Genomic DNA, 25,096 nt, shown 5'->3' on the forward strand with positions numbered 1-25,096 from the left:
GTGCTGCGCTACCTCGTTTCCCGTGTCCTGCAAGCAGCCGGTGTGCTGTGGGCGGCGTTCACGGTCAGTTTCGTCGTGCTCTACCTGATCCCGGGTGATCCGGTGGCGCAGGCGGCCAGTGTCCCGGGCGTGCCCCTGGACGCGGCGGCGGTCGCCGAACTCCACGCCCGCTACGGCCTGGACCGGCCGCTGTGGGCCCAGTACCTGACCGCGCTCGAGCACGCGGTGACGCTGGATCTGGGTCGCTCGCTGGAGACCGGGCAGCCGGTCACCCAGGCCATTGCGCAGGTCCTGCCCGCGACCCTCGAGCTGGCCGGATCCGCGCTGGTGCTGGGCACCCTCTTCGGCGGCGGGCTCGCCGTCGCCGCCGCCTACACCCGGTCGCGGTGGCTGCGCGGCCTGCTCACCGCGCTACCGTCCGCCGGTTCGGCGGCACCGACGTTCTGGACGGGTCTGCTTCTGCTGCAACTGTTCTCGTTCCGTCTGCGGTTGGTACCGGCCTTCGGCGGGCACGGTGTCGCGGGCACGATCCTGCCCGCGATCACCCTGGCGATCCCGGTCGGCTCCGGTATCGGGCAGGTGCTCTACAGCAGCCTCGCGCAGACCTGGCGGCAGCCGTTCGTCGCGATCGCGTTCGCCAAGGGCGGCTCCCGCTGGTGGGTGCAGCTGCGGCACGTGCTGCGGCCGGCCGCGGTGCCCGCCCTGGCCGTCACCGGTGTCTGGGTGGGTGTGGTGCTGTCCGGTTCGGTGGTGGTCGAGACCGTGTTCTCCCGGCCCGGGATCGGCCGGCTCACCCAGGACGCGGTGGAGCACCACGACATTCCCGTCGTCCTGGGCGTGGTGATGTTGACCGCGTCGGCGTTCGTGCTCGCCGGGCTCGCGGTGGATCTGCTGCTGCCGGTGGTGGATCCGCGCGCCCGGCGGGTGGTGCGGCGCCGGGCCGAGCGGCCGGTGGACGCCGCGGCCACCCCGATCCGGCCGCTGCACCCGGAGCAGGTGGCGGCATGACGAAAACTGTTCGCGCCCACGCCTTCCTGATCCTGTCCGGGGTGGTCGTGCTGCTGGTCGCCGGGTGGGTCGTCGTTCCCGGATGGTTCGCACCCGGTGATCCGCTGACCGGTGTGCCGGCCGCCAAGTTGAGCGCGCCGAGCGCGGCCCACTGGTTCGGCACCGACAACCTCGGCCGCGACACCTACACCCGGGTCGTGCACGGGGCCGGGCTGTCGATCACCGCGACCCTGGCCGCCGTCGCGATCGGGCTGGTGGCGGGGACCCTGATCGGCTCGATCGCCGGAACCGCCGGTGGAGTGACGGATTCGGCGCTCATGCGGGCGGTCGACGTGCTGCTGGCCGTCCCGGAACTGCTGTCGGCACTGGCGTTGATCGCCGTGCTGGGCCCGGGCACCCGCAATGTGGCCGTCGCGGTGGGCATCGCACTGGTCGCCCGCTTCGCGCGGGTCATGCGGTCGGAGGTGGTGCGGGTGCGCCGGGCCCCCTACGTGGAGGCGGCCTTCGCGGCGGGCGTGCGGTGGCCGGTGGTCCTGGTCCGGCACGTACTGCGCAACACCTACCCGCCCGTGCTCGCCCTCACCGCCGTCGAGTTCGGCAACGCCGTGCTCGTGATCGCCTCGCTGAGTTTCCTCGGTTACGGATCGAAACCGCCCGCCCCCGAATGGGGTTCGCTGATCTCCGAGGGCCGCAATTTCCTCGCCACCGCCTGGTGGACCACCACCCTGCCGGGCCTGGTGATCGTGGTGCTCGTCCTGTCCGCGCAGCGGATCGGGCGCGCGCTGTCACGGGACGGGCTGCGATGAGCACCGACACCGCCCCGCGCACCGGGGCCACCAAGTCCGGGTCCGTGCCGCTGCTGCGGATCGAGGGGTTGCGCGTCGCCTACGGTAACCGGGTCGCACTCGACGGTGCCTCGCTCACGGTCGCGGCGGGCGAAACCGTCGCGCTGGTCGGCGAATCCGGCTCCGGCAAGTCCACTCTCGCGCACGCGGTGATCGGGCTGCTCGACGGCGGCCGGATCACCGCCGGCCGCATCGACTTCGGCGGTACGCGCGTCGACGACGCCTCCGAGTCCGCACTGCGCCGGCTGCGCGGTGCGCGGATCGGCCTGGTGCCGCAGGACCCGGGTACCGCGCTCAACCCGGTACTGCGGGTCGGTGATCAGGTGGCCGAGGCCCTGCTCGTCCACGGTCGCGCGTCCCGCACGCTCGCCCGGTCGCTGGCGATCGAGCTGCTCATCCAGGCCGGGCTCGACCGACCCGAACTGCGGGCCCGCCAGTTTCCGCAGGATCTCTCGGGTGGGCAGCGGCAGCGGGTCCTGATCGCGATCGCGCTGGCCTGTGCCCCCGAGCTGGTGATCGCCGACGAGCCGACCAGCGCCCTCGACGTGACGGTGCAGCGCCGCGTCCTCGACCACCTGGCCGCCCGTGCCGCCGCATCGGGGACCGCCGTACTGCTCATCACCCACGATCTCGGGGTGGCGGCCGAGCGGGCCGACCGGATCGTGGTGTTGCGTGACGGCGAGGTCGTCGAAACCGGCCGCACCACAACGGTTCTCGCCAGTCCACGCCACGAGTACACCCGGCAGCTGCTCGCCGCCGCGCCGAGCCTGGATACCGTTATCCGGCCGCCCCGCCCGGCCGCCCCGGTGCTGCTGGCCGCGACCGGCCTGCGCAAGTCCTTCCCCGTCGCCGGCACCACGCTGACCGCCGTCGACGACGTGACGCTGCAGGTCGAACAGGGCGAAACCCTGGCCGTGGTCGGCGAATCGGGCTCGGGCAAGACCACCACCGCCCGGCTGCTGAGCCGGCTCGAGGATGCCGACGCGGGCACGATCACGCTCGGCGGAACGGATATCACCCGGTTGCGGGGTGACCGGCTGCGCGCGCTCCGCCGCCGGATCCAGGTCGTGTACCAGAACCCTTACGCCGCACTGAATCCCAAGCTCACCATCGGCGACTCGATCGCGGAACCGCTGCGGGCGTTCGGGATCGGCGATCGGACCGCCCGCCGGGCTCGGGTCGCCGAGCTGCTCGACCGGGTGGCACTGCCCGCCGACACGCACACGCGCCTGCCCGCCGAACTGTCCGGCGGACAACGGCAGCGGGTGGCGATCGCCCGGGCGCTGGCGCCCGCCCCGGAGCTGGTGGTGCTCGACGAACCGGTGTCCGCCCTGGACGTCTCGGTGCAGGCCCGGATCCTGGACCTGCTCGAGGAACTCCAGGCCGACCTCGGTATCGCCTACCTGTTCATCACCCATGACCTGGCCGTGGTGCGCCGGATCGCCGACCGGGTGGCCGTCATGCGGGCCGGGCGGATCGTCGAAACAGCCACCACCGCAGATCTGTTCGTCACCCCGAGCCACGAATACAGCCGCGAACTACTCGCGGCGATCCCCGGATCCGAGAGGAAGGCCTGAATGAGTCCCTCGACACCACTGCTGCTGGGAATCGAACTGTCCAGCACCGGAATCCATCCCGCCTCCTGGCGTCGGCCCGACTCCCGCGCCGAGGACGTGTTCACCGGCGACTACTGGACCGGCGCCCTGGCCGCCGCCGACGAGGCGGGCCTGCACCTGGCCTTCCTGCCGGACTCGCTCGATCTGCAGGCCGCCGGCGCGATCGGGTGGCTGGAAGCCGTCGGGATCGCCGCGCGGGCCGCCGCGGCCACCCGCCGCATCGGCCTGATCCCGCAGGGCCCGGTCACCCACAGCGAGCCGTTCCATCTGTCCAAGGCACTGGCCTCCCTGGATTTCGCCACCCGGGGCCGGGCCGGCTGGGAGGTGACGGTCTCGCCCGGATCGGCGAACCTGTTCGGCCGCAAGCAGGAACAGGACGCGGCGTCGCTGTGGCAGGAAGCCGACGAGGCGGTCGAGGTCGTCACCCGGTTGTGGGACAGCTGGGAAGACGACGCCGAGATCCGCGACCTGGCGACCGGCCGGTTCGTCGACCGCGACAAATTGCACTACATCGATTTCACCGGCGAGCACTTCGCGGTGAGAGGCCCGTCGATCACGCCCCGGCCGCCGCAGGGACAGCCGCTCGTGGCGATCCGCGCCGCCGATCCGCACAGCACGGAGCTCGCGGTCCGGCGGGCGGATCTGATCCGTTGCACCGCAACCGATCTCGCGGACGCCCGTGCGCTGCGCTCGGCGTTGCGCTCCGCCGTCGGGCGGGCCGGGCGCGATCCGGACCGAGTGCGGATCCTGCTCGACCTGGACGTACACGTGGCCGACACCGCCGACTCGGCGCGCGCCGACGTCGCCCAGCTCGAGGCATGGACCCCTACCGATGAGCCGAAACTGTTGCGGCACATCGGTTCGCCGGAGACGTTGCGGGAACTGCTGGCCGACATCCACGACGGCTGCGCGGCGGACGGGGTAGTGCTGCGGCCGCTCGCGCTGGCCACCTTCGTCACGCGCCTGCCCGACCTGGTCCCCACCCTCCGTTCCCGCCTCGGGCTGCCCCGCCCGGGCAACCGCTACGCCGCGACCGTCTGAGGAGTGCCGTGCCGCAACATCGGATACCCAAGCAGATCCACCTCGCCGCGCACTTCCCCGGCGTGAACAACACCACGGTCTGGAGCGACCCCCGCTCGGGGAGCCAGATCGACTTCGCCTCGTTCGTCCACCTGGCGCGGACCGCGGAACGCGGCCTGTTCGACTTCTTCTTCCTCGCCGAAGGGCTGCGGCTGCGCGAACATCGCGGCCGCATCCACGACCTGGACGTGGTCGGCCGCCCGGACACCTTCACCGTGCTCAACGCGCTCGCGGGCGTCACCTCCCGCCTGGGCCTGGCCGGCACCATCAACACCACCTACAACGAGCCGTTCGAGCTGGCCAAACAGTTCGCCACCCTCGATCACCTGTCGGGTGGGCGGGCGGCCTGGAACGCGGTCACCTCCTCGGACGCGTTCACCGGCGAGAACTTCCGACGCGGCGGCTATCTCGAGCATGCCAAGCGGTACACCCGGGCCGCCGAGATGGTCGACGCCACCCGCGCGCTCTGGGACAGCTGGCCGGCCGGCCCGGTGGTCGACCGGGCGCGCGGCGTCTTCGCGCCGACGCCGCCGCGGGTCCGGTTCGACAGCGACCAGTTCGCCGTCGAGGGCAGATTCGTGCTGCCCCGCGGCCCGCAGGGTTATCCGGTGCAGTTGCAGGCGGGCGACTCCGACGAGGGCCGCGAATTCGCGGCGGCCAAGGCCGACGCCGTGTTCACCGTCCACGGCACCCTCGAGGCCGGGCAGGCGTTCTACACCGACGTCAAGAACCGGCTCGCGAAATACGGTCGCGACCGAGCGGATCTGAAGATCCTGCCCGCTGCCACCTTCGTCCTCGGCGACACCGCGGAGGCCGCGCGGGAGCGGGCCCGCCACATCCGCCACCAGCAGGTCGGCCCGCAGACGGCGATCGCCTTCCTGGAACAGATCTGGGGCCGCGACCTGTCCGGATACGACGCGGACGGGCCGCTCCCGGACATCGATCCGGTCGACAATCCGGACATCACCCGGGGCCGGGTCCGGCACGCGAAGGACCCGCGGGCCGTCGCGGCGGCGTGGCGGGCGCGAGCCGAGGGCGAGGGCCTCAGCATTCGCGAACTCGTCATCGCGGAGACCGCTCGACCGCAGTTCGTGGGCACGCCGCGCGCGGTGGCCGCCGAGATCGATCGGTATGTCCAGAGCGATGCCTGTGACGGTTTCATTCTCGTCCCGCACCTGACCCCCGCGGGCCTCGACGAGTTCGTCGACCGGGTCGTCCCGGAACTGCAGGAGCTGGGCAGTTTCCGCACCGCGTACACCGGCACCACGCTGCGGGACCATCTGGGCCTGCCGCATCCGCACGCCCACACCGAAGGAGCGCGAGCATCATGACCGCAGTCGGCACCGACTTCGAACGGCATTGGCAGGCATGGCACGACCAGCGTGAGACCCGGCTGCGGGATCCGCTCGGGGTGCTGAGCTGGATCGGATTGCACTGGCTCGACACGGACGAGCAGCCGGTTCCCGGGGTGCCCGGCCGCTGGCGGGCAGACGGTGACACCGTGGTGGTCACCGTCGACCGGCTCGGTGAGCTGGCCCGCGACGGCCGTCCGCTCGCCGACAGCACGGTGCTGCGCCCGGCCGAAGGCGCGCCAGGGCTGGAACTCACGGCGGGCACCCGGATCGCGGAGGTGGTGCGCCGCACCGGGAAATTCGCAGTGCGCGTGCATGATCCGGCGGCGCCGGCGCTCGCGCACTTCGCCGGTATCCCGGCGTACCGGCCGGACCCGCGCTGGGCCGTGCTGGGCTTCTTCGAGCCGTACGAGCGGTCCCGCACGATCACGACCGCGGCGGTCCTCGACGGTCTCGAGCATCGGCACGCGGCGGCCGGCACGGTGGTGTTCCGGCTCGACGGCGCCGAGTACCGGCTGATCGCGTTCGGCCGCCCCGAGACCGGGCTGTCGGTGCTGTTCACCGACGCGACCAGCGGTGTGACGACCTACCCGGCCGCGCGGCGGCTGGAACTGGGCACACCCGCGGTGGACGGTGGTCTCACCGTCGATTTCAACCGGGCGCTGAACCTGCCGTGCGCCTTCACCGACCACGCGACCTGCCCGCTCGCACCCGCCGAGAACCGGCTGCCGGTCGCGATCGAGGCCGGGGAACAGAACCCGCGCACCCGGGCCGCGCGAACGGAGTACAGCCGATGAGTGTCCCCCTGTCCGTCCTGGACCTGTCGCCGGTCAGCGCGGGATCCACACCGCAGCAAGCGATCCGGAACACGATCGACCTGGCCCGGCACGCCGAGACCTGGGGGTACCGCAGGTTCTGGGTGGCCGAGCATCATTTCGTGGATGTGGCGAGTTCCTCTCCCGCCACGCTGATCGCGTTGATCGCGGCCGCGACCCGCACGATCCGGGTGGGCTCGGCCGCGGTACAACTCGGCCACCACACCTCGGCGTCGGTGGTCGAGGCCTTCGGCACCATCGACGCGCTGTATCCGGGCCGGCTGGACCTGGGCCTGGGCCGCAGCAACCATCGCCGGGCCCAATTCCGGGCCGCGGCAGGACAATCCGCGCGCACCGAGCACCGCCCGACCGTCGTCCGCGACGGTGTGGTGATCCCGCCGCCGTTCGATCCCGCTCGGATCCAGGATCTTTCGCGGGTCGCGGCCACCTTCGAGGCGCTACTGCTGCCGGGCGCCGAGTCGAAGGACTACACCGAGCAGGTCGCGGAGATCCGGGCCCTGCTGGCCGGCCACTATCGCGGCGCGGACGGTGTCGCGCTGCACGCGGTTCCGGGCGAGGGCGCCCAGGTGGACCTGTGGCTGCTGGGCAGCAGCGGCGGGGAGAGCGCACAGCTGGCCGGGCGGCTCGGTCTGCCGTTCGTGGCGAACTATCACGTCGCGCCCGGCACCATCCTGGAAACCGTTGCCGCCTACAAGGATTCGTTCCGCCCCTCGGCCCGGTACCCGGAGCCGTATCTGGTGGTCTCGGCGGACGTGGTGGTCGCCGAGGACGACGACCGCGCCGGGTGGCTGGCCCGCAGCTACGGCCACTGGGTCTACAGCATCCGCAGCGGAGCCGGGGCCACGCGCTATCTCGACCCCGACACCGCGCCGCCGCTGACCGATCAGCAACAGCAGCTGGTCGCCGACCGCGTCACCACCCAGTTCGTGGGCTCCCCGGCCACCGTGGCCGGGCGCCTGTCCGCCCTGCAGCACCTGACCGGCGCCGACGAACTGGTGATCACCAGCGTGACGCACCGCCACGAGGACCGCCTGAACTCCCACCGCCTGCTCGCGGCGGAATGGGGCCTGGGCCACGTCCGCGCCGCCTGATCCGGGGAGCGGGAACGTCGATCCCGCACCGAGGTTCCCGCTCCCCGGATCGCGCTCGGCTTCGCCGGCCTCGACGGCGGCACGCAGGCGGGCCTCGAAGCCGAAGCGCAGGGCGTCGATGCGCTCGGCGACGGATTCGTCGACGAGCGAGGGGGGTGTCGCCGACCGAGCACAGGTGCCGGGCCAGCATCGGATGGTCCAGCAGCAGGCGCAGACAGGCTTCGCCCGCCCGCCGGACCTGGTCCAGCGGGCGGCCTTCGCTGGCGTACGCGCCGAGCAGCGCCGACATCGACATGTCGAGCAGGCGCTGGGGGCGAGCCCGGTCTACGCCGGTACCGCTACCTGCGCGAGCCGGTTCGCCGGGCGGTCCAGGCCGTAGTGGCCGCGCAGGGTGGTCGCGGTGTACTCGGTGCGAAACAGATTGCGCTGCTGAAGAATCGGCACGACCTCGGTCACGAAGCGCTCCAGGCCGGACGGGAGCACGGCCGGCATGATGTTGAATCCGTCCGCGGCGCCACCGGTGAACCACTCCTCGATCGCGTCGGCCACCTCGACAGCGGTGCCGGCGAAGGTCCGGTGACCGCGACCGCCGCCGAGGCGGGCGATCAGCTGTCGCAGCGTGAGGTGTTCGCGCCGAGCGAGATTCACGATCAGGGTGTAGCGGCTCTTGGCGCCCTCGATGCTGTCCTCGCCGGGCAGGTCGTCGGGCAGCTCGGAATCCAGATCCAGGTCCGCGACCGGCAGCCCGAACACGCGGGCGAGCTGGCCGACCGCGTACTCCGGTGAGATGAGCTGTTCCAGTCGATCTTCCAGCTCCCGCGCGTGTTCCGGTGTGTCACCGATGATCGGCACGATGCCCGGCAGGATCTTGATCGCGTCCGGGTCCCGGCCGAGTTCGGCGGCCCGCCGCTTCAGATCGGTGTAGAACTCGCGGGCGTCGACGAGGGTCTGCTGCGCGGTGAACACCGCTTCGGCGTACTGCGCGGCGAAGTTCTTGCCGTCCTCCGACGACCCCGCCTGCACCAGCACCGGATATCCCTGCGGTGAGCGCGGCACGTTCAACGCCCCCGCCACCCGGAAGAATTCGCCGTCGTGCCCGATCGGCCGCACCTTCGACGAGTCGGTGTGGATGCCGAGTTCCTTGTCGGCGACGATCGAATCGTCCTGCCAGCTGTCCCACAATTTGGTGGAGACCTCGACGAATTCCGCGGCCTTCGCGTACCGGCGGTGGTGTTCAGGTGCCGCGTCCAGCCCGAAATTGCGGGCGGCGTCGTCACCGGCCGTGGTGACGATGTTCCACCCGGCCCGGCCGTTGCTGACCCAGTCCACCGACGCGAACCGGCGGGCCAGGTTGTAGGGCTCGTTGTAGCTGGTGGAGGCGGTGGCGATCAGCCCGATCCGGCTGGTCTGCACGGCCACCGCGGTCAGGACCACGGTCGGCTCGAGCGTGCCGGACGGCCGCCGGCCCGGGTCGCCGAACAGCGCCGGGGCGTCGGCGAAGAAGATCGAATCGAGTTTCCCGCGTTCGGCCAGCTGCGCGAGGCGGACGAAGTAATCGATGTCGACGTGCGCGTACGGGTCGCTCTCCGGCAGCCGCCAGGCCGCCTCGTGATGGCCCGCCGGCATCAGGAAGGCGTTCAAGTGCAATTGCTTTCGGGATTCGGGCACGGCGCTGCTCCTCGGGTACGGCCAGGGGAATTACGAATTAGCGCATCGACGCTAAACGACCGGAGACAAACGGAGAATATTTGCGCGCACCGAGATTCGGAATCACTGAGCGACAGCATATTCGGCGATTTTCGCACTGTGAGAATAATTCTTGTCCGGAATTCCGCGGTGCCCCATCATCGACGCCAGCACTTCCGATCGAAGCGAAAGGCCGGGACCATGACCGCCGTAGTCACCGCCGAATCCGTCACCGAAAACGATCTCCCGCAGGGTATTACCGTCCGCCGCGTCGCCGGCCACATCGGCGCCGAGATCGGCGGTGTCGACCTCGCCGCCGAGCTGGACGACACCGTGATCGCCGCCGTGCGCCGGGAACTGTTGCGGCACAAGGTGATCTTCTTCCGGGACCAGAACATCGGCCACGCCGAACAGATCGCCTTCGCCCGCCGTTTCGGCGAACTTACCCACGCCCACCCGCACGAGGACGCCCCACCGGCCGAGTTCCCGGAGATCCTCACCATCGACCCGGTCCGCTACGAGCAGAAGTACGGCAAGGCCTTCCGCGACGAATACCGCAAGCGCCAGTACACCTACTACTCGGGCTGGCACACCGATGTCACCGCCGCGGTGAACCCGCCGGCCGCCTCGCTGCTGCGCGCCGAGGTGGTCCCCGAGTTCGGTGGCGACACCACCTGGTCCAACCAGGTCGCCGCCTACGCGGGGCTGTCGGAACCGTTGCGCGCCTTCGTCGACGGCCTACGCGCCGAGCACCGCTTCCTGGCCGGCCAGGAGGCCGGCGACGAGAGCGACGAACTGTCGCGGCGGATCAAGGCGAACCTGCTGGTGTCGGTGCACCCCGTGGTGCGGGTGCACCCGGAGACCGAGGAGAAGGCGCTGTTCGTGAATCCCGGTTTCACCCACCGCATCGTCGACGTCTCGTCGGTGGAGAGCCGCAAGCTGCTGGACCTGCTGTTCGAGCATCTGACCCAGCCGGAGTACACGGTCCGATTCCGTTGGCAGCCCGGCAGTGTGGCGTTCTGGGACAACCGGGCCACCACTCACCTGGGCCCGCAGGACCTCGGTCACCTGGACGTACAACGCACCCTGCACCGGGTGACCCTGATCGGCGACCGGCCGGTCGGACCCGACGGGTTCACCTCCGAGATCGTCGCGGGCCAGGAGTTCCGCGCCACCGCCGACGTCAAGACCAACTGATCACCCCGGTGCGGGCGGCGACCGGGCCGCCCGCACCTCCCGGCGTCGCGCGTGTGCGCGACCGGATTCACCGAAGGATTCCCGATGACCCGCACCCGCCCCGCGCGCCGGACCGTCACCGCGCTCGCCGCCGCCGCAGTCGCTGTCGTGCTCGCCGCGTGCTCGTCCGGCTCGCACGGACCGACGCTGGCCGCGGACGCGCCGCTGCCGACCACCGTGCCGCCGGGCACCTCGCTGGCGCTGGCCTCCGCGCAGGGGACCCAGGACCTGCAGTTGAAGCTCTCGGGTCAGGCGGCGTCGCTGCCGTTCACCGTCTCGTCGTGGGCGAACCTCGCGCAGGGACCCGACATCATCAACGCGTTCCGTTCGCATTCGCTCGATCTGGCCATCAATGCCGGCATCCCGCCCATCCAGTCCCACTTCCAGGGTGAGGACGCCAAGATCGTCGCGGTGAACCTGACCCGCAAGCCGAGCTACGTGTTCGCGACCAAGCCGCACAGCGACATTCGCACGCTCGCCGACTTCAAGGGCAAGAAGCTGGCCTTCTCGCAGGGGCAGGCCCAGGGTGTGGTGCTGCTGCGCGCGTTGAAAGAGGCGGGCCTGGATCCGAAGAAGGACGTGACGCTGGTGCCGCTGACCGGCGGGCAGTTCCTCACCGCGCTGCAGGCCGGTCAGGTCGACATCGCGCCGCTGGCGATCAGCCAGGTGCCCAGCTACCTCGGCCAGTACGGCAAGGACGGCGCGCACACCATCGACACGGACGTGGTCGACCTGCTCAACGTGCTGTGGGCGCCGGCCGCGGTACTCGCCGACCCGGCCAAGGCCGCCGCGATCGCCGCCTACATCCCCGCCTGGGCCAAGGCCACCACCTGGCAGTACGAGCACCCCGACCAGTGGAACGACGAGTACTACGTGAAATCCCAAGGGCTGACCGCGGATCAGGGCCGGGGGATCATCGCGTTGAGCAACAAGCCGCTGCTGCCGTCGTCCTGGGCCGAGGCGATCAAGTGGGAGCAGGAGACCGTCGATCTGCTCGCCGCGGGCGGTTTCGTCACCGGGTTCAAGGCCGACGACCTGTTCGACCACCGGTTCGAGCCGCTCGCCGCGGCCGCCGTCACCGACGAGTATCGGAGCTGACCATGACTCTCGCTCTTCCCCGTCCGGTCCTACCGCTCGCGGCACGCCGCGGCGTCGAGGAGCAAGCGCAGGCTCCCCGCGCCCGCCGGCTCGGCCCGGGCCGGCGCATTCCCGGCAGCAATCTGCTGGGCCCGGTGACCGTGGTGGCGATCTGGTCGATCGCCTCGGCCACCGGCGCATTGGACCCGCGGATCCTGCCGAGCCCGTGGGCGGTGCTGCAGACCGCGGGGCATCTGTGGTCCGACGGCACCCTGGCCACCGATATCCAATCCTCGCTGTGGCGAGCCGGGCAGGGCCTGGCGCTCGGCCTGGCCCTGGGTGTGGTGCTCGCGCTGCTGGCCGGATTGTCGCGCTGGGGTGAGGCTTTCATCGACGGGACCGTGCAGCTGTACCGGTCGATCCCGCCGCTGGGGCTGATTCCGCTGTTCATCCTGTGGCTGGGGATCGGCGAGGACTTCAAGATCGCGATCATCGCGCTGGTGGTCTACATCCCGATCTATCTGAACCTGCAGTCCGCGCTCACCGGAATCGATTCGCGCTTCGTCGAATTGGCCGAGGTACTGGGTCAGAACCGGTGGCAGTTCATCCGGCACGTGGTGTTGCCGGGCGCGCTGCCCGGGTTCTTCGTCGGGCTGCGGCTCGCGGTCACCGCCTCCTGGCTGGGTCTCGTCGTGCTCGAACAGATCAACGCCACCAGCGGCCTGGGGTACATGATGTTCCAGGCCCAGAACTACGGCCGCACCGACGTCATCGCGGTCGGCCTGCTCATCTACGGCACCTTCGGCTTCGTCTCCGATCTCGTGGTGCGCCTGATCGAACGGAGGGCCCTCGCATGGCGACGCTCACTGAGCAACTGACCACCCCGCAGCAGTCCGGTGCCGCGGTGCGGATCGAGAACCTCACCCGCTCCTACGGTTCCCGCGTCGTCCTCGACGACCTGACCCTCGACATCGCGGCCGGACAGTTCGTGGCGCTGTTGGGCCGCAGCGGATCCGGCAAGAGCACCCTGCTGCGTGCGCTGGCCGGACTCGACCACGACGTGCGCGGCGACGGCCGGCTCTCCGTGCCGGCCCGCGTCTCGGTGGCCTTCCAGGACTCGCGGCTGCTGCCGTGGAAACGCTTGGCCGACAACGTGATCCTGGGTTCACCGGGCGGCGCGGACGCGAAGCGCCGGGCGAGCGAGGTGATCGCCGAGGTGGGGCTCGGCGGCCGGGAACGGGCCTGGCCCAACCAGTTGTCCGGTGGCGAACAGCAGCGCGCGGCCCTGGCCCGCGCCCTGGTCAACGAACCCGAACTGCTGCTGGCCGACGAACCGTTCGGCGCGCTGGACGCGCTGACCCGGATCCGGATGCACGAGCTGCTGCGCGATCTGGTGCAGCGGCATCGGCCCGCGGTGCTGCTGGTCACCCACGACGTCGACGAGGCGATCGTGCTCGCCGACCGGGTGGTGGTGCTCGACAGCGGCGTGATCAGCCAGGACGTCACCATCGACCTGCCGCATCCGCGCGCGTACGGCGACCCGCAGCTGGCCGGCTACCGGCAGCGCCTGCTCGCCGCGCTGGGCGTGCGGCCCGGAACGCGGGAGTAACCGCACAGCGATCTCACAGCCGGCCCGAAGCACATCCACCCGAAAGCGCCAGGTGAGGCGCTCTAGGATCGGGGTGCTGCTCCTCCGCGGAGCAGAGCTTCGGGCCGGATCCGATTCGTCGTCGACCTCCCGATATCGCCCGACCGTCGAGGAGACCGATGACCACGTTCAACACCCTGCCGGCCCACATTCTGCTGGTGCATCTCATCGTGGTCCTCGCGCCGCTGACCGCTGTCCTCGCGATCGTGTGCGCCCTGTGGCCCGCCGCCCGCAAGGGACACCTGGTGTGGCTCACCTTGATTCTCGCGGTGCTCACCACTGTGCTGACCCCGATCACCACCCACGCCGGCGAATGGCTGTACAACCTGCGGCGCAGCGTCACCCCGATCCTGCGCGAGCACGCCGACCGCGGCGACACGATGATCTGGTTCTCCCTCGCGCTGCTGGTTGTGGCCGCCGCCCTCGCCGGGCTGAACGTCGCCGAACGCCGCGGCAAGGCTCTGCACCGGCTGGTGCCGATCGCGGTGGCCGTGCTCGCCGTGGTGGTCGGCGTGGCCTCGATCGTGCAGGTGTACCGCATCGGAGACAGTGGCGCACAGTCGGTCTGGGGCAACGAGATCTCGCACCTGCAGAACCCGCAACCGCACAACTAGGGACGGATCATGACCCGGCAGATGGTGCTCGTGTGCTGTGTGATCGCGATGATCGCCGTCATCGTCGGTGTGGACGCGGCGTTCTTCCGTCAGCACTTCTGGGAGCGGCTGATGGTGAACATCGGCATCGTCCTGGTGGTCGGTGCGTTCGTCCTGCGCTTCGTGCGCAAGTGAGCTTCAACGCTGCGGCTGGACGGAGATCTCGACGCAGCACTCGCCCGGGACGGGCACCAGCTCGGCGTGGATCGCGTCGGCGTCCAGACCGTGCACCAGACCGGCCACATAGGCGTAGTTGAGCCCGCACACCAGTTCCGGTGCCTGCGTGGCCAGCGGGTGGAACGGGCAGTTGCGCAGCCGAAGACAGGTGTCGTCGGTCTTGGCGGGCTCGAACCCCTGCTGGTCGAGTGTGTTCGCCACGATGCTGAGGGCGCGTTCGGCGCCGACCCGGTCGGTGTGCAGTTGCTCGCGCAGTTCCCGCCCGGTGCGGATGCCCTCGTCGGCGGCCACCCGGACCGTGGCGTCGCGGGCGTTCTCGTCACCCGATTCGGTGAGTACCGCCTGCATGAGGATCCGGGCCAGCAGGTCGTGGCGGCGTTCGGGCAGGCTCACCTGCACCTCGGTGTCGGTGGGCTCGTACACCCGGGAGGCGGGCCCGACCGGCCGGAGACCGACGTGCTCGTAGCGGGCCTGCAGCAGACCGGCTTCGACCAGACGGTCGAGATGGAAGGCGGCGAGCTCGAGGGAGATCCCGGCGTACTCGGCGACCTCGTCCCGAGTCATGGGACGGGCGAGCCGGCGGGCGAATCGGTACATGCCACGTCGTAGCTCGTTGCCGAGCGCGGCGACAGCGCTGATGGCCGCATCATCGGTCACAGATCCACAATAACGCCGTTTGTGTCGTTCGGAAGCGAACGGGTAATCCGGAGGTGTGCCGATATTCGACCGACCGGTCACGCGGCGGTGGTCGTCGTGACCGATGCGATGCGTCCGGCCAAACACCCGGTCAGCGCGGCTTTGGCCGGGCCGTACGGCCATCCGTTCCATCCGATCCTGGTGACCGTGCCGATCGGGGCGTGGGTGGCGAGTGTGGTGTTCGACCTCGCCTCGCACGTGGCCGGCGACGACGCCGCGTACCTCGCCCACGGCGCGCAATGGCTGATCGCCATCGGAGTGCTCGGGGCGCTCGCGGCGGCGACGGTCGGGTTCCTCGACCTGTTCACCATCCCGGCGGGTACGCCCGCATTCCGGACCGGGCTGGTCCACATGACGTTGAACCTGGCCGTCACCGTGGCGTTCGCCCTCGATTTCTGGTGGCGAGCCGCGGGGACCGATACCGGGCGCGCGGTCCCGGCCGGCCCGCTGGTTCTGTCGATCGTCGCGTTGGCGGTGCTGGGGGTCTCGGGTTATCTCGGCGGCAAACTCGCGTACCGGTACGGCGTGCGGGTCGCGGACGAGACCACCCAGGCCACCGGCTTCCGTCGCTGAATTCCCTTTCTCCCCTTCCTCATTCAGGAGTCATCATGGGCATCGCGGCTCTCGTCCTCTGGTTGCTCACCGCAGTCGGCGGATTCGTCCTGCTCGGTACCTGGATCGCCAAAGGCGGCGCGCACCAGCCCACCAACAGCCATCTGCCGCCCGCGGTGGTGTTCGGGCACTTCCTGCTGGCGGTGGTCGGGCTGATCCTGTGGATCATCTACCTCGCGGTCGACACGCGGGCCCTGGCGTGGATCTCGTTCGTCCTGCTCCTGCTGGTCGCGGTGCTCGGGCTGGGGATGTTCGTGCGCTGGCTGCCGGTCTACCGCGCCCGGGTCGAGGTCGACAGCGGCCCGCTGACCGCGACCTCACCTCCGGCCGAACGGAACTTCCCGGTCATGATCGTCGCCGGTCACGGCGTCTTCGCGGTCACCACAGTCGTGCTCGTCTTCCTCGCCGCGCTCGGCGTCGGGAGCTGAGTGGGAGCTGGGCTCTCGAATCCGCAGGGGTGCACACGGATTCGAGAGCCGTGGCCGGTCAGATTCGTTCGATGACGGTGGCGTTGGCCATGCCCGCGCCCTCGCACATGGTCTGCAGGCCGTAGCGGCCACCGGTCTGCTCCAGGTGGTTGACCAGCGTCGCCATCAGGCGGGTGCCCGACGCGCCGAGCGCGTGGCCCAGTGCGATCGCCCCGCCGCGCGGGTTCAGCGCGGCGGGGTCGACATCGAACTCGCGCGCCCAGGCCAGCGGCACCGGCGCGAACGCCTCGTTGACCTCGAAGGCGTCGATCTCGGCGATGCTCAGGCCGGAACGCTGCAGCACCTTGTGCGTGGCGGGGATCGGCCCGGTGAGCATGATCTCCGGGTCCGAGCCGACCACCGCGAAGCTGTGCAGCCGCGCCCGCGGCGTGAGGCCGAGAGCGGCGGCCTTCTCCTCGCTCATGATCAGGGCACCGGAGGCACCGTCGGTCAGCGGCGAGGAGTTGCCCGGCGTGATCACCCAGTCGATCTCGGGGTAGCGCGCGGAGAACTCGTCGGTGCGGAACGCCGCGTTCAGGCCGCCGAGTTTCGCCGCGGTGGTCGCGGCACGCACGGTCTCGTCGACGGTGTGCACCCGGCCGTCGGGCAGTGCGACCGGAATGATCTCCCGGTCGAAGCCGCCGGCGGCCGCGGTCGCCGCCGCGCGCTCGTGCGAGAGCGCGGAGAACTCGTCGAGCTGTTCGCGATCGAATTTCCAACGCGCGGCGATCAATTCGGCGCCGATGCCCTGGTGCGGCAGGCTGGCGAACCGCGCGGCCAGCGGCCCGTGCGGGTCACCGCCGGCGGCGGTGGCGGTACCCATCGGCACCCGGCTCATCGACTCCACGCCGCACGCGATCGCGATGTCGTAGGCACCGGCGATGACCCCCTGCGCCGCGAAATGCACGGCCTGCTGGCTGGATCCGCACTGGCGGTCGATGGTGGTGGCCGGAACCGATACCGGGAAACCGGCTTTCAGCAGCGCGGTGCGGCCGATATTGAGGGCTTGGTCGCCGGCCTGCCCGACACAGCCGGCGATCACGTCGTCGACCAGAGCCGGGTCGATGCCGGTGCGTTCGACGAGGGTGGACAGCACCGTCGCGAGCAGGTCGGCGGGGTGCACGCCGGACAGCGCGCCGCCCGGCTTCCCCTTGCCGGACGCGGTCCGGACGATGTCGACGATGACGGCGTTCGTCATATCGGTTGCCTTTCGGTGAGCGATGAGCGGTGTTCGCGCTCAACGGTTTCGGAGCGATTCACGACCCGGACGCGGGTCGCCTGCGTTCGAGGAAGGCGGTCACACCTTCGCGGTAGTCGGCGGAGGAGAGCAGCGGGAGCTGCTCGCGGGTCTCCCGCGCCAGGGCCGCGTCCAGGCCGGGCACGGTGGCCGCGTTGATCGCGGCCTTCGTCGCGGCCTGGGCCGCGCGCGGACCGGCCGCCAGCGCCGCGGCCCACTCCGCGACGGTCCGGTCGGTCTCGTCGGACACCTCGGCGATCAGCCCGACCGCCAACGCCTCCGTGGCGGGCAGCCGTTCGCCGCGCAACGCCAGGCGCATGGCCCGTGCCCGGCCCGCCGCGGCCGCGACGGTGAGGGTGGCGCCCCCGTCGGGCAACAGCCCGATGCCGGTGAACGGCAACAGGAAGAACGCCGTCCGCGCGGCGACCACCAGGTCGCAGGCGAACGCGATCGACGCGCCCACCCCGGCCGCGGCGCCCTCGACCGCCGCCAGCACGGGTACGGGGGCGTGCACGATGCCGCGGATGACGCGGTCGACGGCGGCCATCATGGCGGCGTCGCCGTTCGGATCGCTGCCGACCGGCACGTCGGGGTCGAGATCCGCACCGGCACAGAATGCTCCGCCGGCCCCGCTGATCACCACCGCGCCCACCGCCGGATCCGTGGTGACCCGGTGTAGGGCGTCGGCGAGCCGGCGCATCGCCGCGAGATCGAGTGCGTTGCGCCGCTGCGGGCCGTCGAGCCGCACGTGTGCCACCGGACCGTCCATGCGGGTCGTGACGGTGGTCATGACACCGCCACCACGCGGGTGCGCGGACTCATCGCGGCGCCATCCGGATCGCGCCGTCGAGCCGGATGGTCTCGCCGTTGAGCATGGGGTTGCGCACGATGGCGGCCACCAGGTCGGCGTATTCGGCGGGGTCGCCGAGCCGGCTCGGGTGCGGCACCTGGGCGCCGAGCGACTCTTGCGCCTTCTCCGGCAGCGAGCCCAGCAGCGGGGTCTTGAACAGGCCGGGGGCGATGGTGTTGACCCGGATGCGCAGCGACGCGAGGTCGCGGGCGATCGGCAGCGTCATGCCGACGACGCCGCCCTTGGACGCGGAGTAGGCGGCCTGCCCGATCTGGCCGTCGAACGCGGCGACCGACGCTGTGTTGACGATGACGCCGCGCTCCTCGCCGTCGGGGTCGTTGCCGGCCATGGCGGCCGCGGCGAGCCGGATGACGTTGAAGGTGCCGATCAGGTTCACCGAGATGATCTTCGAGAAGTCGGGCAGCGGGAACGGGCCGTTCTTGCCGACGGTCTTGACGGCGTTGCCGATTCCGGCGCAGTTGACCGCGACCGCCAGGGTGCCGGTCTCGTTCGCCAGCTCGACCGCCGCGCCGACGGCCACCTCGTCGGTGACATCGGCACCGGCGAAACGTACTGCGGTGCCGAGGGATTCGAGCGCGGTGCGGTCGGCGCCGGGCAGGTCGAGCGCGACCACCTCGGCACCCTCGGCGGCGAGCCGGGCGACCGTGGCGAGGCCGAGTCCGGACGCACCGCCGGTGACGAGCGCGGTTTTTCCGTGCAGCTGCATGATGTTCCTTTCCTGGCGCGGGTTCGCGCACGTTTCACTGAGCGCTCGCTAAGTAGGTACGCTGTGGAGCGTCCAATCACTGCGAGCAGAGGGGTCGAGTTGACGGAGGCGGTAGCGGCGACGACGGCCGGCGGGTCCGATTGGCGGAACTACCCGCCCTTGGCACTGCCGCCGATCCTGCGAGTGACGCTCGCCCACATCGTCGAGCACGGGTACGACTCGACGACCGTGCGCACCATCGCGCGCGAGGTCGGGGTCACGGTCCCGGCGCTCTACTACCACTTCGAGAACAAGCAGGCGATCCTGGTCGCCCTGTTCGACCACGCCGTGTCGATCATCACCTCGCACATCGACGCGGCGCTCGCCGAGGCCGGCGACGACCCGGTCCGGCGCTTCAGCCTCATGGTGGAGGCGCTCGCGCTGTACATGGCGCTGCACCGCGATCTGGCGTTCATCGACTCCGAGCGGCGGGCACTGTCCCCGGACAACCTGAAAAGCTATGTCCAGCACCGGGACCGGGTCGAGCAGCAGCTGCGGGAGAGTATCGAGGCCGGCGTGGCGGCGGGCGAGTTCCGCACGGGCGACCCGGAGGGCTGCGGCCGCGCGATCCTGTCCATGTGCCAGGGCATCGCCGGCTGGTTCCGCGCCGACGGCCCCGACGCCGCGGAGGACGTCGCCCGCCGGTACGTCGCGATCGCCTTGGCGACGGTCCAGTACACGGGCGCCTGACCGCGGGGCGGTGCCACCGCTGGCGGGGCGCGGTCCGGGCGTCATCGCCCGGCGCCGATGATTCGGCTGAACTCGACCACGGCCACCTCCGCACAACCCACTTAGCGAGCGCTCAGTCAATATAGATCGAGCTCCCGAGCCGACGCAACCACGGGCGTCGGTGGAATATCTAGCGCTCGCTAAGTAGCTTCTGGTAAGAACATCTCGAGTGCGCCAGATCGAGCCGAGGAGCCGAAACACCCGTGCACACCGAGAAGGACCGGCCTCCCGCCGGTATCACCGACCGGCAACTACAGGCGGTCGAAGCGTGGATGACCGGCCAGGGGCTGGGCTCCGGCCCGATCACCGGGGTGCGCCCCCTCGGCGGCGGAACCCAGAACATCATGGCCACCTTCGAACGCGAAGGACGCCGCTACGTGCTGCGGCGCGGCCCGCGCCACCTGCGCCCGCGCAGCAACGACGCCATCCTGCGCGAGACCCGCATCCTGGGCGCCCTGCGCGACACCGCCGTCCCCCACCCGCGCCTGATCTCCTGCTGCACGGACCCCGGCCTGCTCGACGGTGCCGTCTTCTACCTCATGGACCCGGTGGCCGGCTTCAACCCGAGCCTCGAACTACCGGCGCTGCACGCGGGCGATCCCGGCGTCCGCGCCGAAATGGCGCTGAGCATCGTCGATTCCCTGGCACTGCTGGGCACCGTCGACTATCGGCAGGTCGGCCTGGAGGGCTACGGCAAGCCGGACGGATTCCTGGAACGTCAAGTGCCCCGGTGGATGTCGGAGCTGGAGTCCTACCGGCAGTTCGAGGGCTACGGCGACCGGACCGTTCCCGGTGTCGAACGGGTCGCGCGGTGGCTGACCCGGAACCGGCCCACGGCCTGGCAGCCCGGAATCATGCACGGCGACTTCCACTTCGCCAACGTCATGTTCGAGCGGACCTCGCCGCGGGTCGCCGCGATCGTCGACTGGGAGATGTCCACCATCGGCGACCCGCTGCTCGACCTGGGCTGGCTGCTGGCCACCTGGGAACTACCCGACGCCCCAGGCATTTTCGGCGGCGCCTTCATGAAATCCGGTGGCCTGCCCGAACCCGGCGCCCTGGTCCGCCGCTACGCCGAACAGTCGGCCCGCGACCTGACCGCGATCGACTGGTACGTGGTGCTCGCCTGTTTCAAGCTCGGAATCGTGTTGGAGGGCAGCCACGCCCGCGCGATCGCCGGTCTGGCCTCCCCCGAGACCGGCGCCGAACTGCACACCGCCACCCTGCGCCTCTTCGAACGCGCCCTGCGAACAATGGACGGAAACCCATGATCGATTTCAGTATCCCGTCGGACACCGCCGCCCTGCGCGACGAGATCCGGTCCTTCGTCATCGACGAGATCGTCCCCTTCGAGACCGATCCGCGGCTCACCCAGCACGGACCCACCGACGAATTGCGTTCGGAACTCGTCGAACTCGCGCGCAAGCGGGGCCTGCTCACCTTCCAGGCGCCGGCCCGGTTCGGTGGCCGGGAGCCCTCGCACCTGGACCAGGCGGTGCTGTACGAGGCGGCCGGCTGGTCGACGCTGGGACCGATCGCGCTGAACTGCGCGGCGCCCGACGAAGGCAACATGTATCTGCTCGGCAAGGTCGCGACCGAGGAACAGGCCGAGGAGTACCTGCGCCCGGTGATCGACGGACGGCAGCGGTCGGTGTTCGCCATGACCGAACCCTTCGGTGCCGGTTCGGATCCCGGCCAGCTGGCCACCACGGCGGTCTTCGACGGCGAGAACTACACGATCACCGGCACCAAGTGGCTCATCACCGGGGCGACCGGGGCGAAGACGTGGATCATCATGGCCGACGTGCAGGCCAACCCGCACGGTCCCGCCGGGCCCACCCTGTTCCTGTGCGACGGCGACCATCCGGGCATCGTGATCGAGCGGGTCATGAACACCATGGACCGTAACTACGTCGAGGGCCACGGCGTCGTCGCGCTGGAGGGCGTGGTGCTGCCGCCGGCCGCGGTGCTCGGCGAGGTGGGGCAGGCGCTGCGGTACGCGCAGCTGCGGCTGGCACCCGCGCGGCTCACCCACTGCATGCGCTGGCTCGGCGCGGCCGAACGCGCGCACTCGATCGCGGTCGACTACGCGCGCACCCGGACCGCGTTCGGCAAGCCGATCGGCGAACACCAGGGCGTGTCGTTCATGTTGGCGGACAACGAGATCGCGCTGCAGCAGTCTCGCCTCGCGATCTGGTGGGCGTGCTGGCACCTGGACCAGGGGGCCAAGGGCCGGCACGAGAGTTCCATGGTCAAGGCCGTCGTGTCCGAGGACCTGTTCCAGGTCGCGGACCGCTGCGTCCAGATCCTCGGTGGCATGGGCATTTCCGACGAGACCCCGGTCGCCATGATCTTCCGCGACATCCGCGCCTTCCGGCTCTACGACGGGCCCACCGAGGTGCACAAGTACGCGATCGGCCGGCAGGCGCTGCGCGGACGCGGCGCGTAGCCGATAGGTGTTACTGCCGGGCGCGGCGGTACCGCTCGATGAGCGCGTTGGTCGAACTGTCATGGCCCAGTTGCTGTTCGGTGTTCAGTTCGGCGACGATCCGCGTCGCCAGCGACTTGCCCAGTTCGACGCCCCACTGGTCGAACGAGTTGATGTTCCAGATCCAGCCCTGGGTGAACACCTTGTGCTCGTAGAGGGCGATCAGCCGGCCCAGCGCATACGGCGTGAGGTCGGCCAGCAGCAGGGTGTTGCTCGGCCGGTTGCCGGGGAAATCGCGGTGCGTCCCCGCGCCGGCCGCAGGCCGGCCGATGGCCAGGGCCTCGGTCTGGGCGAACAGGTTGGCCATCAGCAGATCGTGGTGGCCGGGTAGATCGTGGTGCGGCCGCAGCACGCCGATGAAGTCGGACGGCACGAAAACGGTTCCCTGATGCAGCAATTGGAAGAACGCGTGCTGGCCGTTGGTGCCGGGCTCGCCCCACACGATCGGGGCGGTGCCCACCGCGACCGGGGTGCCGTCGCGGCGGGCCGACTTGCCGTTGCTCTCCATCTCCAGCTGCTGCAGGTAGGCGGGAAACCGCGACAACCGCTGGTCGTACGGCAGCACCGCGTGGGTCTGCGCGTCCCAGAAGTTGCGGTACCAGATGCCGAGCAGGCCGAGCAGTACCGGCATGTTGCGATCCAGTGGCGCGGTGCGGAAATGCCGGTCCATGGCGTGCGCGCCGGCGAGCAGCTGCCGGAAGTTGTCGGGCCCGATCGCGATCATCACCGACAGCCCGATCGCCGACCACAGCGAATACCGGCCGCCGACCCAGTCCCAGAATTCGAACTTGTGCGCCGGATCGATCCCGAACGCGGCGACCGCGCGGTCGTCGGCCGAGACCGCCACGAAATGCTGTGCCACCGCGTCGGAATCGTCGACGAAGTCGAGCAGCCACTCGCGCGCCGCATAGGCGTTGGTCAGTGTCTCCACGGTCGTGAAGGTCTTCGACGACACCACGAACAGGGTGGTCTCGGGGTCGAGTTCGTCGAGTACCCGCGTCAGGTCGTGGCCGTCGACATTGGAGACGAAGCGCAGATCGATGGTGGGCGTGGCGAATTCGCGCAGCGCCTGGTAGGCCATGGCCGGGCCCAGATCCGAGCCGCCGATCCCGATGTTGACCACGGCGCGGATCGGTTTCCCGGTCGCCCCGAGCCGGGCGCCCGAGCGCACCGCGGTGGCGAACGCGCTCATCCGGGCCAGCACCGCCTCGACGGCCGCGGACTGCGGCAGCCCGGCGCCGGCGGGGGCGCGCAGCGCGGTGTGCAGTGCGGCGCGATCCTCGGTCACGTTGACGTGGTCGCCGGCGAACATCGCCTCGATGCCCGTGCTCAGCTGCCGCTGTTCGGCGAGCCGCACGAGCAGCTCCAGTGTCCGTGCGGTGACGAGGTTCTTCGAATAGTCGAGGACCAGACCGTCGTCCTCGATCGTCAGCTCGGGCCCGCGCCGCGGGTCGGCGGCGAACAGGTCGGCGATCCGGGTGCCGGTCAGATCGTGTCGGTGGGAGTGCAGTTCGGCCCACGCGGGCAACGCGGTCGCGGTCATGCCGGGACCGCCGCGCCGCATGCTTGCGCGGAAACGCGCAGTAATCTGGTGGCCGATCTGCTCGAAATCAGGCAAAGCATGCGCGAAATCATGCAGATTTACTCGCTAGTAGTCAATGCCTGCACGGATTCGAGTACGCTCGGGCACCTAGACTCGTGGTGCTGTCCAACGCTGCAGGGAGGTAACCGTGCTCGCCAGCGCCCGTCGGCGGGTGATTCTCGACCGGCTGATCGCCGACGGCTACGTCGAGGCCAAGGACCTGGCCCGGGTACTGGGCGTCGATGCCTCCACCGTCCGCCGCGACCTCGACGCGCTGGCGCGGGACGGGCAGATCCAGCGGACCCACGGTGGCGCCCGTCCGATGCCGGGCGTCACCACCGACCTGCCCTACGAGGTGAAGCGGATGTCGCACGCGGCGGAGAAGACCGCCGTCGCCCGCGCGGTCGCGGCGCGGGTGCGCGACGGGGACAGCGTCGTACTCGACAGCGGCTCGACCACCTATCAGGTCGCGGTGGCACTGCGCAACCACACCGGCCTGACCGTCATCACCAACGACCTGCGGATCGCCGAATACGTTGCGGGACTGAACCGTTTCCGCCTGCTGGTGACCGGCGGCGAACTGCTCGGCTCGGTCTACACCCTCGCCGGCGACCGGACCGTGGATTTCCTGCGCGGCTACGCCGCGACCTGGGCCGTGCTCGGCGCCGACGCCGTCGACGCGACCGCCGGCATCACCAACACCAACACCCTCGAGGTCCCGGTCAAACAGGCCATGATCGCTGCGGCCGCAACGACATTCGTCGTCGCCGACAGCTCCAAGTTCGGCCACCGCGCGCTGGCCAAGGTCGCCGATATCGACGAGATCGACACCCTGGTCACCGACGCCGGGCTCGGCGCCGAGCACGCGGAACCGTTCGGCGCCCGCCTGCTCCGCGTCGGCGACTGACGCCCGCCGTCAGTTCCGCTGCAGCTCCTGGGCGAGCATCACGAGAATGCCGCTGGGACCACGGACATAGGTGAGCTTGTAGATGTCCTGGTAGTTCGCCACACCGCGCAGCGGGTGACAGCCGTGCTTCGCGGCGATCGCGAGTGCCGCGTCGATGTCGTCGACCGAGAACGCGACCCGGTGCATGCCGATCTCGTTGGGCAGCGTCGGTTCGGTCTCGATCGCCGCGGGATGGATGTATTCGAAGAGCTCCAACCGCCCCTGACCGTCCGGGGTCTGCAGCATCGCGATCTTCGCGTGGTTGCCGTCGAGACCGACTGCGGTGTCGGTCCATTCGCCGCTGACGGTGTCACGGCCGACGACCGTGAGACCGAGGTCGGTGAAGAAGGCGATCGCCGCGTCGAGGTCGCGGACGGCGATGGCGACGTTCTCGAGTTTGATGGCCATGCGCTACAGG

General features: G+C 70.4%; 26 protein-coding genes. 19 read left to right on the top strand and 7 right to left on the bottom strand.

The features are described 5' to 3' along the window. From EBN03_RS18325 to EBN03_RS18355, 7 genes are read left to right on the top strand one after another with little or no spacing between them, the layout of a single operon-like run. The gene (locus tag EBN03_RS18325; RefSeq protein WP_122189272.1) at positions 1-1,008 is read left to right on the top strand and encodes an ABC transporter permease; all 1,008 of its coding nucleotides are present in this window, start codon (positions 1-3) and stop codon (positions 1,006-1,008) included. Beyond that, positions 1,005-1,814: an ABC transporter permease gene (locus tag EBN03_RS18330; RefSeq protein WP_122189273.1), complete on the top strand. Its 810-nt coding sequence runs from the start codon at positions 1,005-1,007 to the stop codon at positions 1,812-1,814. Before EBN03_RS18325 ends, EBN03_RS18330 begins: the two co-directional genes overlap by 4 nt. Then, positions 1,811-3,430: a dipeptide ABC transporter ATP-binding protein gene (locus tag EBN03_RS18335; protein WP_122189274.1), complete on the top strand. Its 1,620-nt coding sequence runs from the start codon at positions 1,811-1,813 to the stop codon at positions 3,428-3,430. Before EBN03_RS18330 ends, EBN03_RS18335 begins: the two co-directional genes overlap by 4 nt. Further along, positions 3,431-4,510 (top strand): LLM class flavin-dependent oxidoreductase, encoded by a 1,080-nt coding sequence (locus EBN03_RS18340; RefSeq protein ID WP_122189275.1) that lies wholly within the window; start codon positions 3,431-3,433, stop codon positions 4,508-4,510. Between the two features lie 8 nt (positions 4,511-4,518). Then, entirely contained in the window at positions 4,519-5,880 is a 1,362-nt protein-coding gene (locus EBN03_RS18345) for an NtaA/DmoA family FMN-dependent monooxygenase (RefSeq protein ID WP_122189276.1), read from the top strand. Then, a complete protein-coding gene (locus tag EBN03_RS18350) occupies positions 5,877-6,698 on the top strand; it encodes a DUF1684 domain-containing protein (RefSeq protein ID WP_122189277.1) in 822 nt (273 codons plus the stop codon). The genes EBN03_RS18345 and EBN03_RS18350 overlap by 4 nt, the downstream gene beginning before the upstream one ends. Then, positions 6,695-7,828: an LLM class flavin-dependent oxidoreductase gene (locus tag EBN03_RS18355; RefSeq protein WP_122189278.1), complete on the top strand. Its 1,134-nt coding sequence runs from the start codon at positions 6,695-6,697 to the stop codon at positions 7,826-7,828. Before EBN03_RS18350 ends, EBN03_RS18355 begins: the two co-directional genes overlap by 4 nt. Before the next feature lie 324 nt (positions 7,829-8,152). Here EBN03_RS18355 and EBN03_RS18365 read toward each other — a convergent pair whose 3' ends face one another. Next, positions 8,153-9,496 carry an LLM class flavin-dependent oxidoreductase gene (locus EBN03_RS18365; protein ID WP_267899296.1) on the bottom strand — a complete coding sequence of 448 codons (1,344 nt, stop codon included), beginning with the start codon at positions 9,494-9,496 and terminating at the stop codon, positions 8,153-8,155. 219 nt (positions 9,497-9,715) lie between these two features. On the opposite strand from EBN03_RS18365, the gene EBN03_RS18370 reads away from it, so the two are divergent. The 6 genes from EBN03_RS18370 (at position 9,716) to EBN03_RS34600 (ending at position 14,263) form a co-directional block, all read left to right on the top strand. Further along, complete coding sequence (locus tag EBN03_RS18370; protein ID WP_122189280.1) at positions 9,716-10,711, top strand: TauD/TfdA dioxygenase family protein; 996 nt, start codon at positions 9,716-9,718, stop codon at positions 10,709-10,711. An 84-nt stretch (positions 10,712-10,795) separates the two neighbouring features. Continuing rightward, on the top strand, positions 10,796-11,848 hold the full coding sequence (locus tag EBN03_RS18375) for an ABC transporter substrate-binding protein (RefSeq protein ID WP_122189438.1): 1,053 nt from the start codon (positions 10,796-10,798) through the stop codon (positions 11,846-11,848). Positions 11,849-11,850: 2 nt separating this feature from the next. Continuing rightward, the gene (locus EBN03_RS18380; RefSeq protein WP_122189281.1) at positions 11,851-12,705 is read left to right on the top strand and encodes an ABC transporter permease; all 855 of its coding nucleotides are present in this window, start codon (positions 11,851-11,853) and stop codon (positions 12,703-12,705) included. Further along, a complete protein-coding gene (locus tag EBN03_RS18385) occupies positions 12,681-13,436 on the top strand; it encodes an ABC transporter ATP-binding protein (protein ID WP_122189282.1) in 756 nt (251 codons plus the stop codon). The genes EBN03_RS18380 and EBN03_RS18385 overlap by 25 nt, the downstream gene beginning before the upstream one ends. A 158-nt stretch (positions 13,437-13,594) precedes the next feature. Further along, positions 13,595-14,089, top strand: coding sequence for a DUF2231 domain-containing protein (locus EBN03_RS18390; protein ID WP_122189283.1), 495 nt, complete (start codon positions 13,595-13,597; stop codon positions 14,087-14,089). A 9-nt stretch (positions 14,090-14,098) separates the two neighbouring features. Further along, positions 14,099-14,263: a hypothetical protein gene (locus EBN03_RS34600; RefSeq protein WP_199742866.1), complete on the top strand. Its 165-nt coding sequence runs from the start codon at positions 14,099-14,101 to the stop codon at positions 14,261-14,263. A 3-nt stretch (positions 14,264-14,266) separates the two neighbouring features. Here the strand turns inward: EBN03_RS34600 and EBN03_RS18395 are convergent, their stop codons facing one another. After that, on the bottom strand, positions 14,267-14,962 hold the full coding sequence (locus EBN03_RS18395; protein ID WP_122189284.1) for a helix-turn-helix transcriptional regulator: 696 nt from the start codon (positions 14,960-14,962) through the stop codon (positions 14,267-14,269). Positions 14,963-15,058: 96 nt separating this feature from the next. On the opposite strand from EBN03_RS18395, the gene EBN03_RS18400 reads away from it, so the two are divergent. Together EBN03_RS18400 and EBN03_RS18405 are read left to right on the top strand one after the other, a co-directional pair. Next, positions 15,059-15,574: a DUF2231 domain-containing protein gene (locus tag EBN03_RS18400; RefSeq protein ID WP_233608456.1), complete on the top strand. Its 516-nt coding sequence runs from the start codon at positions 15,059-15,061 to the stop codon at positions 15,572-15,574. Between the two features lie 35 nt (positions 15,575-15,609). Next, positions 15,610-16,041 (top strand): hypothetical protein, encoded by a 432-nt coding sequence (locus EBN03_RS18405; RefSeq protein ID WP_122189285.1) that lies wholly within the window; start codon positions 15,610-15,612, stop codon positions 16,039-16,041. 58 nt (positions 16,042-16,099) lie between these two features. Here EBN03_RS18405 and EBN03_RS18410 read toward each other — a convergent pair whose 3' ends face one another. Genes EBN03_RS18410 through EBN03_RS18420 form a run of 3 tightly spaced genes read right to left on the bottom strand, consistent with a single transcriptional unit; the run spans position 16,100 to position 18,894 of the window. Then, on the bottom strand, positions 16,100-17,278 hold the full coding sequence (locus tag EBN03_RS18410) for a thiolase family protein (protein ID WP_122189286.1): 1,179 nt from the start codon (positions 17,276-17,278) through the stop codon (positions 16,100-16,102). A 58-nt stretch (positions 17,279-17,336) separates the two neighbouring features. Further along, on the bottom strand, positions 17,337-18,107 hold the full coding sequence (locus EBN03_RS18415) for an enoyl-CoA hydratase-related protein (RefSeq protein ID WP_122189287.1): 771 nt from the start codon (positions 18,105-18,107) through the stop codon (positions 17,337-17,339). 28 nt (positions 18,108-18,135) lie between these two features. Further along, on the bottom strand, positions 18,136-18,894 hold the full coding sequence (locus tag EBN03_RS18420; protein WP_122189288.1) for a 3-hydroxyacyl-CoA dehydrogenase: 759 nt from the start codon (positions 18,892-18,894) through the stop codon (positions 18,136-18,138). Positions 18,895-18,993: 99 nt separating this feature from the next. On the opposite strand from EBN03_RS18420, the gene EBN03_RS18425 reads away from it, so the two are divergent. The 3 genes from EBN03_RS18425 (at position 18,994) to EBN03_RS18435 (ending at position 22,111) form a co-directional block, all read left to right on the top strand. After that, the gene (locus EBN03_RS18425; protein ID WP_122189289.1) at positions 18,994-19,623 is read left to right on the top strand and encodes a TetR/AcrR family transcriptional regulator; all 630 of its coding nucleotides are present in this window, start codon (positions 18,994-18,996) and stop codon (positions 19,621-19,623) included. A gap of 311 nt (positions 19,624-19,934) precedes the next feature. Beyond that, positions 19,935-20,933 carry a phosphotransferase family protein gene (locus tag EBN03_RS18430; protein ID WP_122189440.1) on the top strand — a complete coding sequence of 333 codons (999 nt, stop codon included), beginning with the start codon at positions 19,935-19,937 and terminating at the stop codon, positions 20,931-20,933. Next, complete coding sequence (locus EBN03_RS18435) at positions 20,930-22,111, top strand: acyl-CoA dehydrogenase family protein (protein WP_122189290.1); 1,182 nt, start codon at positions 20,930-20,932, stop codon at positions 22,109-22,111. The genes EBN03_RS18430 and EBN03_RS18435 overlap by 4 nt, the downstream gene beginning before the upstream one ends. A 10-nt stretch (positions 22,112-22,121) precedes the next feature. Here EBN03_RS18435 and pgi read toward each other — a convergent pair whose 3' ends face one another. Then, complete coding sequence (gene pgi / locus EBN03_RS18440; RefSeq protein WP_122189441.1) at positions 22,122-23,693, bottom strand: glucose-6-phosphate isomerase; 1,572 nt, start codon at positions 23,691-23,693, stop codon at positions 22,122-22,124. Positions 23,694-23,880: 187 nt separating this feature from the next. Here pgi and EBN03_RS18445 point away from each other — a divergent pair, with 187 nt between their 5' ends. Continuing rightward, the gene (locus tag EBN03_RS18445; protein WP_122189291.1) at positions 23,881-24,639 is read left to right on the top strand and encodes a DeoR/GlpR family DNA-binding transcription regulator; all 759 of its coding nucleotides are present in this window, start codon (positions 23,881-23,883) and stop codon (positions 24,637-24,639) included. Positions 24,640-24,648: 9 nt separating this feature from the next. On the opposite strand, the gene EBN03_RS18450 is transcribed toward EBN03_RS18445, so the two are convergent. Then, positions 24,649-25,086: a VOC family protein gene (locus tag EBN03_RS18450; RefSeq protein ID WP_122189292.1), complete on the bottom strand. Its 438-nt coding sequence runs from the start codon at positions 25,084-25,086 to the stop codon at positions 24,649-24,651. Positions 25,087-25,096: the final 10 nt, after the last annotated feature.

This window comes from Nocardia stercoris (genome assembly GCF_003696265.1).
Taxonomy (GTDB): domain Bacteria; phylum Actinomycetota; class Actinomycetes; order Mycobacteriales; family Mycobacteriaceae; genus Nocardia; species Nocardia stercoris.